The organism is Variovorax sp. GW821-FHT10C12 (assembly GCF_059415405.1).
The window spans coordinates 779,601-794,282 of sequence record NZ_JBWKNE010000001.1 but is presented as its reverse complement, the minus strand read 5'-3'; the positions used below and the strand labels follow the sequence as shown (position 1 = coordinate 794,282).

Sequence of the window (14,682 nt, the reverse complement as noted above, 5' to 3'; positions counted from 1 at the left end):
CCCGCCGAAGCGGGTTGTGGGAGTGGTGCCATCTACTGGCCTCGACGCTCGAGCAGCACATCGAGCACGAGCTGTGCGGTCTGCATCTGCACCTTCTCGGCGACGAGCCTCTGCTGGATGTCGTCGCGCAACTTGTGGCGGCCCAGCAAAAGCGCCTCATCTTGCGAGACGATCTCTCGCTCGCGCAGCGCAATGGCAGCGTCGTCCCACCGCGCGGGCAGGCGCGCCAGCATCATCTCGAAGTTGGTGATGTTGAATTGGTAGCCCGCGACTTCTTCTTCGCGTTGAGCGACGGCCGATGCGATGGCTTCTTCAATGTTCATTTAGATGGTTCCCCAGGCGACGCCGGTGCCGGCCCCTGTTGGCAGTGTTGCAGGATCAGAATATTTGGCGCCGAAGCCGGACCCAGACCATGGGTAGACGATGACGTTGGGAGAACTGACGGGTGAGACGGCAATACTTAGGCCGTCAGGAGAAAAGGCAACGCTAGTCACCACTGCCGCTGGCAGGGCCGTGGGGTCGGAGTACTTCGTGCCGAAGCCTGATCCCGACCAGGGATAGACCGAGACATAGGGAGAAGCGGCGAATCCAATCGCGATAGAACTTCCATCAGGAGAGAACGCCACTCCGCGGCCGTTGCCAGTGGGCAGCGTTGACGGGTTAGCGATCTTCGTGCCAAAGCCAGTGACCTGCGACCATGGGTAGACCGAGATATAGGGAGAGGTGTCGTGTGCGACCGCCAGTCGCGTGCCGTCGGGAGAGAAGGCCACACCCCATCCGCCGCCTGTTGGCAACGTCCCCGGATCGGAATACTTAGAGCCGAATCCCGTCGACCATGAATAAGCTGTGATGTAGGGAGTCGTGGCATGTCCAACGACAAGTGCGTTTCCGGCGGGAGAGAAAGCCACGCCCTGGCCATTGCCGGCGGGGTAAGTTCCAGGGTCTGTTCGCCTTGATCCGAATCCCGTGCCACCATTCCACGGATAGACAGCTATCCGGGGCGAGTTTATATACGCGATTGCAATGTCGCCTCCGCTAGGTGAGAAAGCGAGCGCAGCCGAGTAACCGCCGACAGATGCGACGGGGTTTGCGAATTTTGTCCCGAAGCCAGAAGATGACCAATGGTAAGCGGAAACATAGGGCGTCACATCGTGTCCCACCGCGATGCTGGCGCCGTCAGGAGAGAACTTCACTCCATAGGCGTTGCCTGTCGGCAGCGTCGACGGGTCCGCGAACTTCGCGCCAAACCCGACGCCCGTGGTAAATGGGTAAACAGAGACGTAGGGCGACGTGAAGTGCGCGACAGCGAGCGAGTAGCTGCTCGTTGTCGGAGGTCCGAATCGATAGGGGTTGAGCAGCATTACGCAGGCGCCCCAATGAGATAGACCTTGAGGCCCTTGGCGGTGCCGTCGCCGATCTGGTCAAGGTCGATCGTGATCTCGGCATCGTCGGCCAAGGCCGCATCGCTGATGACAGGTGAAGTCGCAGCCGTGGTGCTGGTCTTCTCGGTGTTGTCGATGGTCAGCTTGGTAGAGAGGATCGTCGCGCCACCCTCGTTGATGTCCACCGTGAAGATGCTGCCGCCGGCTTGCGCGGTCGTGAGCGACGCACGCACAGCCGTGAGCGTCATCGCAAAGGGCATGCGAAAGGTCACCTTCGCGGTGCCCGCCGACAGCGCCGTCGTTTCATCGCTGCACGCAATCGGGATTGCGACGGTCCGCGTTGCCCACTCCAGCGCAGTGCCGGCCGCGTTGACGCGCAGATCTTGCAGAGCCGAGCCTTTTTCGAGGCGAGTCGGGGCCGCCACACCGCCCGTGACCGTTCCGCCCACGACAAGGTCGGCGACAGCGGTCATAGGGTTGGTCATGGAGCCTCCACCGCCGCCACCCGCAGCCGTCCACGCGCCAGACGTGTAGACGTAGACCGCGCCGCCGACAGTGATCTTCACGCCCTCCACTGGGGCGAACGCCTTCCATGTCCCGCCTTTGTAGATGGCTAGATCTTTCGGAGTGAACGTGGACCACTGCGCCCCTGTGTGGGTGCTCTGGATGATGTATGTGTCGCCATCGGTCGGACTACCGGGCTGCGCGGTCGTGGCGTTGTTGACGTTGCGCTGCAGGATCTCAGCGCGCAGCGCGTTGTCGTTCGCCGGGATGCTATTTTGGTTGGTGCCAGACTGCCAAACGGCAAAGGGAAGGATCGGGGTGCTTGCCATCAGATGCTTTCAGTCGTTGCTGGGCCTGCGCCCGTGATTCGGTTTACCGCCGAGACGCTGACGGTCACCGGTGCAGTCATAGACGAAGCGTCGTAGGTGAAGTCGGGCGTCACACGGTCGAAAGTCGCGCTCGCGCTGCCGTCGGTGATGCTCACTCGATACCCCTGAAAATTTATCGAAGCCACTGGGCCGTCGTCCGATCCGAATCGATGGCACGGCGTCCATGAACCGGTCAGCACATTTGAAGCATCGCGGCTCACAGTGAGGTATGCGACGGGCCACTCGATCTGCGATCGACCTTGGAAGCCCTTCGCGAACTCTGCAGCCCCTTCCGGCGAATTTCCGAACGACACCCCGCGGTGCGTCAGATCGGCGCCCAGCCAGGAGGCTTGCGCGGCGATGTGGGTGGCCCTGTCCAGTCGAACGAACAAAGCGCCAGCAACGTGCTCCCCTGGCGCGGTGTTCAGCAGACCGCGATGGAGGGAGCGAAGCGCATAGACACCGTCACCCTCGTCGTCGACATCGAGGTATTGCAGAATTTCCCACGAACCATCCACCAGTTGCAGCGCGAAGGCGCCCTGCTCGCTCAGAAACTGCTGCTCGGTCAGGCTCTCGAGCACATGGCCCGGGCGGATCATCCGCACTCGCACAACGTTCGTCGTGTCCGTGAAATGCTCGGATGCCGATGGCACCGGATCAACAAGCCGCCCCATCACCGTCGACTGCTCAATGCGGCTGACCGTGGTGTAGTTCGCCCCGCCGTCCGTGCTGCGCTGGTAGGCCCAACCGGCCCAAGCCGGCTTCGTTCCCGATCCCGCCACCAAGTAGTTCAGGTCGTCCTCGCTATCGATGCGCGCGGGAATGTCCAGCACAGCAAAGACGGTGTCGCCGACGATGGTTGAAGGCGGCAACACTGGCGGGTCAACGGGGATGCCCGTCAGCACCGAGGTGTAGGCGCTTTGCCTGTCAACGCGGCAAGTCAGATTCATGACGCCATCGGCCCAGTTGACCTCGTCGATTCGCAGCCTGCGAACCTGGCCGCGCAGGTTGAGCCCGATGCAGTCCGATGCGACCAGGCGGATGAAGCTGTCCGGCACGCTGATCGTGATCTCGCCCTGCGCATCGGTCGCGGTCACCTTGAACATCTTCTCCACCATCCGCGCGGCTTCATCGACATCGAGCACGACCGGCACTTGCACTGTGCTTTCCACCGTGCTCTGATCGTCCTGGCTCGACCGCATGTACGTGGCCTTGATCGGCGCATAGCCGGCCAGCGCATTCGAGTAGTGCAGATGGATTTTCTTCGGGACCTCGCTGACCTGCTCGCGACGTGCAAGGTCTGGCAACTCCACGAGGTCATCAATTGACAGCGTGAGCGCGACCGGCTTGCCGCGCTTGGGGTAACGTATCTTGTCGCCCGGCTCGCACTTATCAAAGAAGTAACAGGAACGCAATACATCGATTGCACTGGCCGCGCTGTAGTCGCCGGAGAGGGTCAGGCCGGCAACGCTGTTCGTGAGCTCGGAGACGTCAAAGTCGGACGCGCCGAGGCCCACGCGCGCGTGCAAGTCAGACACGATCGATTGGAGTGTGGTCGGGCCTCCTTCCTCGAAAAGAAATGCTGGCCCCCAATCCACCCCGAAGATTCCGCTCACCGGGTCGTAGAGCACACCGAAATATCTGTCGCCTGGATAGATGAGACTCGGAGGGGTGCCGCCGCCATAGTAGGCCGTGTACGCAGGATCAAGATCGTTTGGAACGGGGTAGAAGAACTTGGAGTCATACTCAATCGGTGTCTCCACGCCTTCCAGCTTTTCGATGTGCACATCCACTCGAATGAGCTGATTCATCGAAAGCACCTCCACGAGATACGTGCCGTTGCCGATGATCCTTCCGTGGAACTCCTCCCCTGATCCGAACGCGACGGTGAAGTCCGTGACAACCTGGGCTTCGGCAAGCGATTTTCTTATTTCTAACTTGAAAAGCCCGACCCGAGCGTCTGGAAATGGCACAGTGGTACTCATCTCAAAAACCGTCTGCCAGTCGAACCAGAGCGGGTCGTAGTACCCGTTGATAAATCCTTCAGTGCTTGGAATCTGCTCCAACGGTGTACTGATCACCGTCTCGGTGACCTCGAACCGGAACTGGGGAATTGAGCCGCGCCGATCCGTCAGGTCATCGAGTAGCGCGAACATGTAGGCCGTGCCTCGAAACGCTGGGGTTTCAGTGACACCCGAGACATTCACCCCGAGGAAGATGTCGGGCAACTGCTCTTCACCGCCGAGGTAGAAGGTCTTCTTCTTGGCCCACTCGTAGGACTCCGCGAGCATCAGTGAGCCCGGGCGAACGTCGAAGACCAGCTTGTCGTCGGACCACACTCGCAGGACGCCCGCAATAGGCCCCTCGCAGATCGCGATCGCATAGTTGCGGTAGACCACTTCTTTCTCTGTCTTGGGCGCCCCCTTGTCGCCCGTCACGACCTCGGTGGTCTTGATCGGCATGCCGGCTTCCATGACATAGCCAGAGCACTGGCTGGTGCCGTAGATGATCGCCCGCGGCGAGCCTTCGTCGAAAGACTGGATCGCCAGTTCACCGAGCTTTGGCCCTTGGGCGACACCCTGATCCGCGAGCCCGCCGAGCAGGCCGCCCACGACGAATCCGAGTTGTGGATAGCCGAAGTAGCTGCCGACCAGCCCACCAATAATTGGAAGTACCTGCCTGGCCATCAGTCGCTCCTGAACACGGCGCAAATCATGCGCAGACAACGGTCATCAAGACCATGCTCGACAACGCGCCGCACGGCCGGCGAGCCGTCGGCATGGATCATCGAAAGCCCATAGAGCGAGTCGTCGCCAATCATGGCGATGTGGTGCGGATGCAGCTCGAATCGGATCACGAGAACGTCACCGACTTCCAACATTTCGCGCGACACGACTTCGTCGATTGAGCCCGCCCACACCGGCTCCCCAAACGCTAGGCGGCAGGTTTCCATCAAGCCGTCGCGGTGCGGCTCTCTCCCGTATCGCTTCACGTCTGGCATCACCTGCCCGATATCCCGGAACGAACACCATGCCAGTCCCGCACAGTCAAGCCCACGTCGATCTCGGCCGCGATGCTTGAACGGAACGCCAAGGTATGAGCGTGCCGCCTCGATGACTTCGCTCATTCCACCCCCTGGCTGATGGCGATGCCGGGAACAATCACCGTGTTTCCGTCTTGTGGCTTCATGTTCGGCTCGCCTCGGTAATGAAGGGCCCACTGGTCGCCGAAATGGGACTTGCAGCCGTTGGCGCCATCCTTCCACTTCGTGCAATCCGGACGGATCTCGAATGCGTCGCCGGCCTGGATTGGAAACATGGTCTCGAATGCAAGTTCGATGTTGCCCGCGTCGCCTTGCACCTCGACCTCGTAGGAGCGCCCCTCGTTCGCCCCGCTGGTCCAGCGGAGCATTCCGGGCACGAAGGTCCGTGCTGGCGCGGCCCAGCTCGTCACCGTGAACATACGATTCGAATCGATGCCGACCGCCTGCACCGCGAAGGCCTGCCAGAGGCCAGCCAAATCTTTGCCACAAGGAAATCGCTCCGTGACCACGCCACCAGCAGTGCCGAGCGCCTGGCTTCCGAAGACGGCCCGACAGGTGCGCGAGCCCTTCTGAGTGACTTGGGTTTTCAGGCTCTTCGCCGTGGACGCGGCCTCAGTCCAGAACGTGAGGCCATCCTCGACCCGGATCTGCCCAAGCGTCCCGCTGCCGATCAGGACGTGACCCATGGTCAAGTCTTCGTAGTTCACGAGGTACAGCTTGTACTTCGCGTAGTCGTAGGCGCCCGAGTTCAACTCCTTCTCGCTGATGCCCATGTCGCCTTCGGGCAGCAGGTGCTGAAACTCGCCGTTGTCGACGCCCATGCTGGCAGTGGATTGCAGGTTCGATGGGGTGAGCGCCGTTGTGGCCGCATAGACCACTTCGCCAGAGCCATCGTCGTAGACGACATCGCGGTCAAGCTGCGTGCATCCGACCACCGCGTAACCCGGCGCGGCAGGCTCAATCCGCATCAGCACCGTGACGGTGGTGGCGCCACTGTTGAGGTGCGATTGCAGGAGAGATGGCACCGACCTCATGTCATCACCTCGACCAAGTCGATGCTCACATGCCCAACACTTTTCGCGTGCTGCGTGAAAGGGAAGTGATCAGCAGCGAATCGGACTCGCACATCGAACTCGAAGTCCGCAGTGATGGATTGGCCGCTCGGCCAACCCGACATCGGAGTCACGAGTCCAGTGTCCTCATCGATATAGACGGAAACCGGCACGCCATTCGTCCGCACCGTCACGCTGGCGGCGATCGGCAACTCGATGACGCGCGTGTACGAGCTTGGCCCGAACTCGTAGTGCTTCACGAGTTGCATGGGGGTGCTCGTCCCGTTTCCCACGCCAAGAACTTGCTTGGACGCCTTGAAGTCGTTCCAGTCCTTGAACCGAAAGCTGTGCAACTGGCCGCGCGCGGCCATGAACGCCGCCAGGATGTCGTTCTGCTCACGCGGGTTGAGGACGGCATAGTCGGCTGAAAACTTGAAGTGAGGCATCGACCACTGCCCGCGGCGGGCCTCGCGGCCGCTTGCCATCGGGACGATCAAAGTCTTCCACTCAGGCCCACCGGTGAACCCAGCTTCGACACTCTTGCTCAGTCTTTGGTCAATGAAGGTCACAGTAGTCTCCGGGCGCGACGCTGGTCGCGGTCGAGGCGATTGGCGAGTTGATTCGCCGTGCTGCGCGTCATGTCGCCCGCTACGTTGATGTTGTTCGTGTTCGAAATGGAGGAGCTCGACGACGGCGCCGCCAGGCTGCCACCCATCACCGAACCGACGAAACCACCGTCGGCATAGCCCCGGCGATTCAGGCGCTCTAGGAACGACAGCCCCAGACGCCGGGTGTTCTCGGCGTTCACCACGTACTCGCCGCGGTGAACGATGCCTGCCGGCTCGTACTTGCCCCCGGCGCCCGTATAGCCGCCGTCGTCCCAGCCGTTGAGCGCGATCAGCGCGCCGAGTGGGTCGCTGCCACCGCCGCCACTGCCGGAGAACAGACCGCCCAGACCGCTCAGGCTGCCGCCGATGCTCGATCCACCCATGGCCGTAGCCGCAGCGGATGCAGCTGCCGCCAGCGTGCCGAGCGCAGCCGTAGTCGCTGCAGTTCCGGCCGTAAGTGCAGCAGAGAATGCAGCCGTCGATGCCGCGGCAGATGACAAGCCCGTCGCATCGCCCATCAACCCCTTCGACTTGATCAGGTCTCCGAGTGGATCGCTGCTGGCGCCAGAAGACTTTCCACTAAGCCCGATAAGTCCGAGCCAGTTCTCGCCGGTTTTCTTCGTGCCAGTGAGCCCGCCAATCAAATTGCCGAATATGGAGTTCTCATCCTTCAAGCTGGATTGCAGCCATTCGGCAATCGGCTTTGTAATCTGCTGATCCAGGATGCCGGAGATGATCTGCTTGGCGAATCGCTTGCCGAAATCTTTGGCCGAGTCGAGATTCCTGTCGAACAGCGCATCAGTCAGGGAGTCATTGAATCCGCGAAGACCGTCCCCTACGAGCTTGTTTGCACGCTCATAGGAGTTGTTGACTTCGTCGATGTAGTTCTGCAGCCCTTCCAGTGCGCCTGTGACACCATCCTGCTGGATTTCTAGCTTCTTTCGCCAATACTTGGCGTCTTCGTCAAGCGCCCTGTCATAGGCCGCCTTCTCAATGGCGAGGTACTTGTCGAACTCCTCCTTGGTGATCTGTCCGGCCCGCAGCTGCGAGCTAAGCTGATCACTTCGGTTGAGCAACTGGTCGTCACGCTGGTTGCGCCGTGCTCCGATCTCGCGTTGCTGGGCGCCGCGGCCCAGCCCGTCGAGATCGCGTTGGTTTGCGCGCGCGATCGTGTCGACGTACTGCTGTGCCGACTTCTGCGCTTCCTCGAACTTGATCTTGATCTTGTCTAGGGCGTCCGCCTCCTTGATCCCGAGGACCTGGAGATTCGTCGCCGCGTTCTCGCGCACCTTGGCCAGCTTCGCCTGGGCGTCAAGGATCTTGCGATCGTTGTCGATCCTCTCCTTTCCGGTCAGCTGCTCCTGCTGTAAGCGCGCGAGCTCCTTCTCAAGCGCGGCCTCTTGCGACGACTCGTTCTGCTGCAGGAAAACGCGCTTCTGCTTCCAATACTCGGCCTCGGTGATCAGGCTCGCCGAGCGACGGGCCTCGAGCAGCTTCTCGCCGTTGGCAATGGTGTTCGACAGCGCTTCCTGCGCCTTGCGAATGTCGTCCAGGTCAAAGGCGAGTTGAGCCTTGGCTTCCTGGGCCGCGGTGTTGTCCCGCTTTCCCTTCGCCCCGCGGTCGGTGTTTAGGCCCGTCGCATCGATGCGCGTCCGCGGGTCAAACCCTCGGTCCTCTAGCCTGCGCTGCGTTTCGTTCTGTCGGCGCTCGGCGAAGCGTTTGCCGAGTGCATCAGCCAGGCTCGGCGTCTTGAAGAAGGTCCCGGTGTCTTCGAAGAACGCCTTGCTGGCATTGAAGGCCTCCTTAAATTCGCCTTTCGCCAGGGAGAACTGCACCGCGCCGGCGGCGCCGATGGTCTTGCCAAGCGCCCGGAACGCCTCCCCCACCTTCACCGCGTAGTCGGCGAGCGTGGCGAGGAACATGGCCCCGTCCTCGGCAAATTGGCGAATGCTGTTGTTCCGTCCGAGCTGGTCCGCCTCTTTCCCCGTGCCTACGACCTCCGCGATCACATCCTTGAATGCGCCAGTTAGGTCCGAGACAGCAGGAATGGTGTTGACGACGATCGACTGGGCGAGTTGGGTGATCTCGGTACGAAGACGCGCTTGAGCCTTCGAATGCTCGTCGGCCGCCTTGATCTGCTCGTCGGTCAGGCGAATTTGGCGCTCGCCACCATCGGCCAGGTCGTTCAGGAACGGAATGAGTTCGGCGCCCGATTTCCCGAAGATCGCGACCGCAGCGGCCGTCTTCTCAGCCCCGTCCTTGAACCCAGCCAAGGACTTTGCCACTGCATCAAGTTGCTCGGCCGGAGACAGCTTCTTGAACTCGTCGAAGTTCAGGCCCAGTGCCTTGATCCCCTTGCCAACGAGCTTTGACTCGTCGTCCGTCTTCGACAGAGCGGCCGTCAGGCGAATGGAGGCCGCAGCTACCGTGTCGAGCGACACGCCCGAAAGATCCGACGCCGCTTGAAGCGACGCAATGTTCGACGCGGTCTCACCAGTCTTGTCGGCAAGGTCCTGGTACTTGGCGATGCTGTCGGCGATCCGATTCGTTGCCACGAAAGCGCCGGCCGCCAATGTCGCCGCTGCCGCTGCGGTCGCGATCAGCCCAGTGCGCAAGCGCTGCCCGATCGCAATGCCGCGCTCATAGCCCTCGTTCATGCGGATCGCAGAGTCCGCAGCCTGGAGTTGAGCCTTCGAGGCGCCTTGCACGGCCAACTCGTAGAGCTTCGCCTCCCGGGCGCTCATGCCATGCGTCGAGGCGACCTGTTGCAGCTTCTTGACCTGCTCATCGATTGCCGAGCTGGTGCGCTTGATCTCCGCAGAGTCGAGGCCGCCCTTGGCGATGCTTGCCTGGGCCGCAGCGACGCCCTTGGTCGAAAGCTCCATCTGCTTGGCAGCAGCAGCGGCAGCAACTTGCGACTTTGCAAGGCCATCGACCTTTCGGGCGTAGGTGTCGACCGAGGACGCGGCCTCCTTGGTCGCCTTGCCAGCGCTTTCCAGCCCTACTGCCGCCTTGTCCGCGGCCTTGCCGACGTCCTCGACAGCCTTCTCGGCGCCCCTGCCCGCGCTCTCCAGCTTCTCCAGGTCCTCGAACGCCTTCTTGGCCTGGCTGCTGTCGATCTTGATGCCAAGGGTTGCAAAGTCCATGGTCTAGTCCTTCTTCGAATGCATGAACTTCAGAGCGGAGCCCTCCATCAGAAGAAGGGACTCGAAAACTTCGTCGCGGTCGGCCTCTGGGACCTTCAGGCGTAGCCAGATCTCGGGCAGGACGTTGAGGTCGAGCCCGTAGAAGCCGCCCATGCCGGCGCGCCACTGGGAGCGCATCGCGGAGAAAACACCCACGGCCTGCCAGTTGTCCGGCCAGACTTCGAAGCGCTCGTCTCCGAAGTCCTCCGGCTCAAAGCCGAGTGCTGCGCGGCCTGCCCAATCCGGGGGATCGAACAACCGCCACGCAGCCTCTAGGAGTTTTTTTCGCGATGCCTTGTGAGCTCGTCGATGTAGACCTGGTACGCGGCCAGGGCGACGCCGATGTGGTGCTGCAACAGGATGGCGACGTTCTCTTTGGTGAAGGGCTCGTCGATTTCCCAGCCTTGCACCATGTCGAGGAAGGTGTCCTCGTCGCTGCGGGTCTTGCTACCCTTGAGCCACTCGTTGAGCTCGGCTTTGGTTCGGTGCTTGAACGTGATGGGCACGTCCACAGAAGCCCCGCCTGCGACGGGGAATGCGACCTTCGCGGAGAAAGTAGGGTCAGCCTTGAGCTTGAACATGCGGATCAGTACTTCGTCGAACGGGGGTTGACCAGCGCCAGCTGTGCAGTGACCTGCATGTTGGTGTTGATGTTGAAGTTCGGCTCGCCGTCGAAGCCGACCACGACGGACCAGTAGAAGACCTTGCCGTTGGGAAGCTGGGCACGCAGGATCTGCGTGTCGCCCGTCAGGTCATGGTTGAGCAGCGTGTCGTACCAGGCCAGAGCGTTGTCGTAGTCCAGCGTGACAGTCATCGAGCGCGCGTTCTTGAACGTCGGCTTCTGGCGCTGCAGGCCGTCTTCCAGGTAGACCCATTGGAAGTACTGCTGTTCTCCGCCGGCCGTTTGCACGTCGGTGACCTGGGAGAAGGCCACGAACGAGGTCGCCTTCTTCGCCGTGCCCACGCCGGCGCCCACCGGGAAACGGGTCGCGTTGGTGGTGTCAAAACCTTCGAGGTCGAATGCATTGGTGGCGATGTTCGCGGCGCGGACGGCTCGGTCGTTGAGATCGGTCCAGCCGGACGCCATCAGAAGGATGTCGCCGTTCGCATAGCCGTGGGCGGTGGACGTGGCCACGCCCGGATCCGCATTCGTGACCGCCGAGACGGTCTTTGCGGCGTCGAAGCCCGTGCTGATCGACAGGATCGTCTTGTTGGGAAAGTAGGAAGACATGGCGGATGCCCTTTCGGAAATGAAAAAGGCCGCTCAATGGCGGCCAGGTTGCAGAAGCCCACGAAAGGGCGGGAGAGAAATCAGGTCGGGTAGGTGTCCGAGCGGTACTGGAAGTCCACCGGGACTGTGTAGCGGTCGTCGGTCAGTGCGGCGCGCGTGCGCAGCGGCGACACCTGTGTGACGGAAAAGGTGCCGCTGGTGAGGATCAGGTTCATGGGAAACAGAGCTTCGAGCTCGGCCGCAATGCCTCCGGCCACGCCGGGACCGTTGCCGCCTGGACACACCAGATTCACCTGGAAGACGCCGACCCGGTGCCGGTTGTCGCCCATCAGGTCTCGGCTCCTGGTGTCGCCCGGCAGCAGAAAGGCCCGTAGGTAGGTGCCCGTTGGCGGGGTGAAAGAGACGTTCTCCCAGGCCACGGGCAGCGCCGGCACGCGCGCGGCCGCCCAAGCCTTCAGGCGCCCCTCGTACAGGCTGCGGATCAACTGTTCGCTCATTTCGGAACCTCGCCCAGCGCTTTCGCGATCAGGCCTTGGTACTCGGCCACTGTGATTCGGACCATGCCAGCGGGCGCCTGCTTCGACCAGCCCTCGTACTCCAGGCGCGGCCCGTAGGGCAGGTTGTTCACGATGTAGATGTCTGGCCCCGCCTCGAACTTCGCGATGACCTTTGAGCCGGCCTCCACGGTGGAGGCGCCGCTCTTGTCGGCGGCCTGGCTCGCGCCTGACGCCGGCGAGCCCACCGTCAACTGCCAGTTGCCACGGAAGCGCCCCGTGTCGACGGGCGAGCGCTGGATCACGCGCGCCAGGATGTCGATGGCAACCTTCTTGATGACCAGGTCGGCGTTCTGGCCGGCCTTCTTTGCGAACTCCGACAGCTGAATGGCGAACTGGCCCATCAGATCACCCCGCGGACCTGAACGTCGTAGAGGACGGCCGTCGAGGCGGGCTTCAGCGCCCGCGAGATGACGACGTTCAGGACAACGCCATCAATCGTCAGGGTGTCACTGGTCTGGGGGTTCGCCACGCCCACCACGCTCATGTAGACGCGCTGGTCGCCCTGCCGAATCTTGGTTCCGTCGATGTCGTCCTGCTCGTAGTCGAACTTGGCGCCCGTGCCGTCCCATGTGGTCGTGACGTCGGGCGTCGTCATGCCGGTGTCAGGGTCGTAGCCGCCGGGCGTGACTCGGGTCAGCAGCGCCGGCGCGCCGTACTCGATCAGCAGCTCGTCGGCGAGAGCCGCCATTTCGTCGTAGAAGGCCATCAGATCAACTCCATAGCGTCGATGCCGTTGCCGCAGCCCAGATCGAGCGCGCAGGCAACCTCGACAGCCTTCCTGGCGTCATGGCCGAGATGCATGGCCGCCATCGCGAAATCCCGACCGCTCCCGACCGCCCAGAACGGGTTCTCGATGACAATCGGGTGCGGCGTGTTCTCGTAGTGCAGCACACGCCCATCGGCACCAATGACCAGCATCGTCACGCACTCTTTGGCGTCCCGTTGCAGCGCCGGAAACTTCGCGTCTTCGCAGCTCCCGGCGAACCAGTCGAGCATCTCCTGAATCTGTGCCGTGTTCCCCGCGCAGCCGACGAGATGCCCCTTGATCCTATGCACCTTGGTCGTAGTCGCGTGCAACCCGCCGAAGTTGATGCGCTTGTCGCCGGCCAGCGTCTTCCCGTCCCACGCAATGATCGTCATGCGCGCACCAGCTTGATCATCGAGCCGCTCGAGCTCAGGTAGGCGGCCAGCATGTTGTCGACGGCCGTGTACCGCGTCAGGCCCGTGCTGCCGTCGACATACTCCGTCTCGATGGGGCCGACCTTCACTCGCTTCTTCAGGCGCGCGACATCAGGCGCCAGGCTCGGGCTGGTGATCGCCCGCAGCGCCATTTCGGCGCAGGCATTGGCCACGGCCACCGGCACGATGTCACTCGCCACCGGATAGCCGTTGGCGCACACGTCGTAGCGCGGCCAGTCCAAGGTCTGCAGCGAAGAGGTGCGGACGCCCTTCCAGCGCTGCCCGTAGACCTGGCCGAGGTAGTCGGTCGCCTTGATGAGGTTCGCCTCCTTGTCGTCGTTTGCCAGCGCTGCCCACGCGGCGTTCTTGCGCGCGGCGTGGTAGGTGTCGGCATCCGCGACCGAGCAGAGAGAGTTCGCGTTGGCGGCGGGAGGGATGATCAGGGTCATGCGGGCTCCTGGACCAGCTTCAGGCCCATCCGGGCCATCGCGGCAAACGGCAAATCGGCGCTCACATCACTCCCCGACAGAAGTGCCTGGCACACGGCCAACGAGATCACGATCCCGGCCTTCAGGCACGCTGCGACCATGACTGCGGGATCGGCCAGCACGGCGGCAAACGTGTCCTCGATCTTGCCGCTGGAAACGTAGTGAGTCGCGGGCGAGGAACTTGTGGCGGAAAGTCCCATCACGAACATGCCAGAACCGGGAGGGCCGGCCAGCTGCTCGCACAGGGTTCGCGCCTGGGGTGCAAGCGCAGCGGGAACAATCAGGCACCGATGGACATAGGTCATATCGAAATCCCCGCCTGCCGAGCCATGTAGCGTTCGCAGACCCACAGCTCGTCGGGCGAGAGCAGCCGACCAATGACGATCAGGCCGTAGAGGTTGCCGTTGAATGGAAGCGATGCGTTGTTGCGGCGGCCGATGAACAATGGAAAATTTCCGTAGTTCCCTGCGCCTTGGTCTGTTGCAGCGCTTGTTGCCACACCATTGACCCGCAACGTCGCGATGTCTGTTGAGATGTCGCCGATGCCGCACAGAACATTCGTGACAGGCGATGCGGCTGAGCTGACGAAAACATTTGCTTGTGTGGCGCCTCTGCTGCTCCATGAATAGTTCGCCCCGACACTGTCTGGCGCTCTGAGGTTGAAGGTGCCTGTATTGGCATTAAGCGATGCACTCAGTTCGCACAAGATCGCCGCTGCAGCATCGCTGAGCCTGCGCACCCCAGCAATCACCGTCACCTTGTCCGTGGCGGTGAAGTCGATCGACGATACCGATGCCCACGAGTCGTCTGTGCCGTCGAACGCCGCAAGGGACGTCTGCCACAGTGGACGGCTGGTCGTCGTCGCCTGGATGCAGTGGTTCGCCGCCCCGCTCTTGTCCATGATCCGTCCAATGGGGTCGCCTGCCGACGCGACGGGCGTGGCGCCCGCGCTGTCCTGCTGCATCGTGGACACGTCGGACGGGTCGAGCCAGAGCTTCGGTCCTGAGAACGACGCCATGAGCGCGGCCACGCGCGCGGCAAGTGCGGCCGGCGCCCTGTTGCCGCCCATGCGTGTTGCACGCTGC

The 14,682-nt window shown here is 62.4% G+C and carries 18 protein-coding genes; all 18 read right to left on the bottom strand.

Annotated elements, in window-relative coordinates; all coding sequences use genetic code 11:
* Positions 1 to 32 precede the first annotated feature (32 nt).
* Complete coding sequence (locus AC07OH_RS03860) at positions 33 to 323, bottom strand: hypothetical protein (RefSeq protein WP_495299670.1); 291 nt, start codon at positions 321 to 323, stop codon at positions 33 to 35.
* Positions 324 to 1,361 (bottom strand): WD40 repeat domain-containing protein, encoded by a 1,038-nt coding sequence (locus AC07OH_RS03855; RefSeq protein ID WP_495299669.1) that lies wholly within the window; start codon positions 1,359 to 1,361, stop codon positions 324 to 326.
* Positions 1,361 to 2,215, bottom strand: coding sequence for a DUF2793 domain-containing protein (locus AC07OH_RS03850; RefSeq protein ID WP_495299668.1), 855 nt, complete (start codon positions 2,213 to 2,215; stop codon positions 1,361 to 1,363). Before AC07OH_RS03850 ends, AC07OH_RS03855 begins: the two co-directional genes overlap by 1 nt.
* Positions 2,215 to 4,941 (bottom strand): phage tail protein, encoded by a 2,727-nt coding sequence (locus tag AC07OH_RS03845; RefSeq protein ID WP_495299667.1) that lies wholly within the window; start codon positions 4,939 to 4,941, stop codon positions 2,215 to 2,217. Before AC07OH_RS03845 ends, AC07OH_RS03850 begins: the two co-directional genes overlap by 1 nt.
* Positions 4,941 to 5,381, bottom strand: a complete 441-nt coding sequence (locus AC07OH_RS03840; RefSeq protein ID WP_495299666.1) for an NlpC/P60 family protein — start codon at positions 5,379 to 5,381, stop codon at positions 4,941 to 4,943. Before AC07OH_RS03840 ends, AC07OH_RS03845 begins: the two co-directional genes overlap by 1 nt.
* Entirely contained in the window at positions 5,378 to 6,331 is a 954-nt protein-coding gene (locus AC07OH_RS03835; protein ID WP_495299665.1) for a phage/gene transfer agent baseplate hub protein, read from the bottom strand. The genes AC07OH_RS03840 and AC07OH_RS03835 overlap by 4 nt, the downstream gene beginning before the upstream one ends.
* Complete coding sequence (locus tag AC07OH_RS03830) at positions 6,328 to 6,918, bottom strand: DUF2460 domain-containing protein (RefSeq protein WP_495299664.1); 591 nt, start codon at positions 6,916 to 6,918, stop codon at positions 6,328 to 6,330. Before AC07OH_RS03830 ends, AC07OH_RS03835 begins: the two co-directional genes overlap by 4 nt.
* The gene (locus tag AC07OH_RS03825) at positions 6,915 to 10,103 is read right to left on the bottom strand and encodes a phage tail tape measure C-terminal domain-containing protein (protein ID WP_495299663.1); all 3,189 of its coding nucleotides are present in this window, start codon (positions 10,101 to 10,103) and stop codon (positions 6,915 to 6,917) included. Before AC07OH_RS03825 ends, AC07OH_RS03830 begins: the two co-directional genes overlap by 4 nt.
* A gap of 3 nt (positions 10,104 to 10,106) precedes the next feature.
* Positions 10,107 to 10,400 carry a DUF1799 domain-containing protein gene (locus tag AC07OH_RS03820; RefSeq protein WP_495299662.1) on the bottom strand — a complete coding sequence of 98 codons (294 nt, stop codon included), beginning with the start codon at positions 10,398 to 10,400 and terminating at the stop codon, positions 10,107 to 10,109.
* A gap of 14 nt (positions 10,401 to 10,414) precedes the next feature.
* Positions 10,415 to 10,723, bottom strand: coding sequence for a phage tail assembly chaperone (locus AC07OH_RS03815; RefSeq protein ID WP_101489141.1), 309 nt, complete (start codon positions 10,721 to 10,723; stop codon positions 10,415 to 10,417).
* A gap of 5 nt (positions 10,724 to 10,728) precedes the next feature.
* Positions 10,729 to 11,373, bottom strand: coding sequence for a phage tail protein (locus tag AC07OH_RS03810; protein WP_495299661.1), 645 nt, complete (start codon positions 11,371 to 11,373; stop codon positions 10,729 to 10,731).
* Positions 11,374 to 11,453: 80 nt separating this feature from the next.
* A complete protein-coding gene (locus AC07OH_RS03805; protein ID WP_495299660.1) occupies positions 11,454 to 11,870 on the bottom strand; it encodes a phage tail terminator-like protein in 417 nt (138 codons plus the stop codon).
* Entirely contained in the window at positions 11,867 to 12,271 is a 405-nt protein-coding gene (locus AC07OH_RS03800) for an HK97 gp10 family phage protein (protein WP_495299659.1), read from the bottom strand. The genes AC07OH_RS03805 and AC07OH_RS03800 overlap by 4 nt, the downstream gene beginning before the upstream one ends.
* On the bottom strand, positions 12,271 to 12,636 hold the full coding sequence (locus AC07OH_RS03795) for a hypothetical protein (protein ID WP_495299658.1): 366 nt from the start codon (positions 12,634 to 12,636) through the stop codon (positions 12,271 to 12,273). The genes AC07OH_RS03800 and AC07OH_RS03795 overlap by 1 nt, the downstream gene beginning before the upstream one ends.
* The gene (locus tag AC07OH_RS03790) at positions 12,636 to 13,070 is read right to left on the bottom strand and encodes an Ntn hydrolase family protein (RefSeq protein WP_495299657.1); all 435 of its coding nucleotides are present in this window, start codon (positions 13,068 to 13,070) and stop codon (positions 12,636 to 12,638) included. Before AC07OH_RS03790 ends, AC07OH_RS03795 begins: the two co-directional genes overlap by 1 nt.
* A complete protein-coding gene (locus tag AC07OH_RS03785; RefSeq protein WP_495299656.1) occupies positions 13,067 to 13,558 on the bottom strand; it encodes a DnaT-like ssDNA-binding protein in 492 nt (163 codons plus the stop codon). Before AC07OH_RS03785 ends, AC07OH_RS03790 begins: the two co-directional genes overlap by 4 nt.
* A complete protein-coding gene (locus AC07OH_RS03780) occupies positions 13,555 to 13,902 on the bottom strand; it encodes a hypothetical protein (RefSeq protein WP_495299655.1) in 348 nt (115 codons plus the stop codon). Before AC07OH_RS03780 ends, AC07OH_RS03785 begins: the two co-directional genes overlap by 4 nt.
* Positions 13,899 to 14,666, bottom strand: a complete 768-nt coding sequence (locus tag AC07OH_RS03775) for a LamG-like jellyroll fold domain-containing protein (protein ID WP_495299654.1) — start codon at positions 14,664 to 14,666, stop codon at positions 13,899 to 13,901. The genes AC07OH_RS03780 and AC07OH_RS03775 overlap by 4 nt, the downstream gene beginning before the upstream one ends.
* Between the last annotated feature and the right edge of the window lie 16 nt (positions 14,667 to 14,682).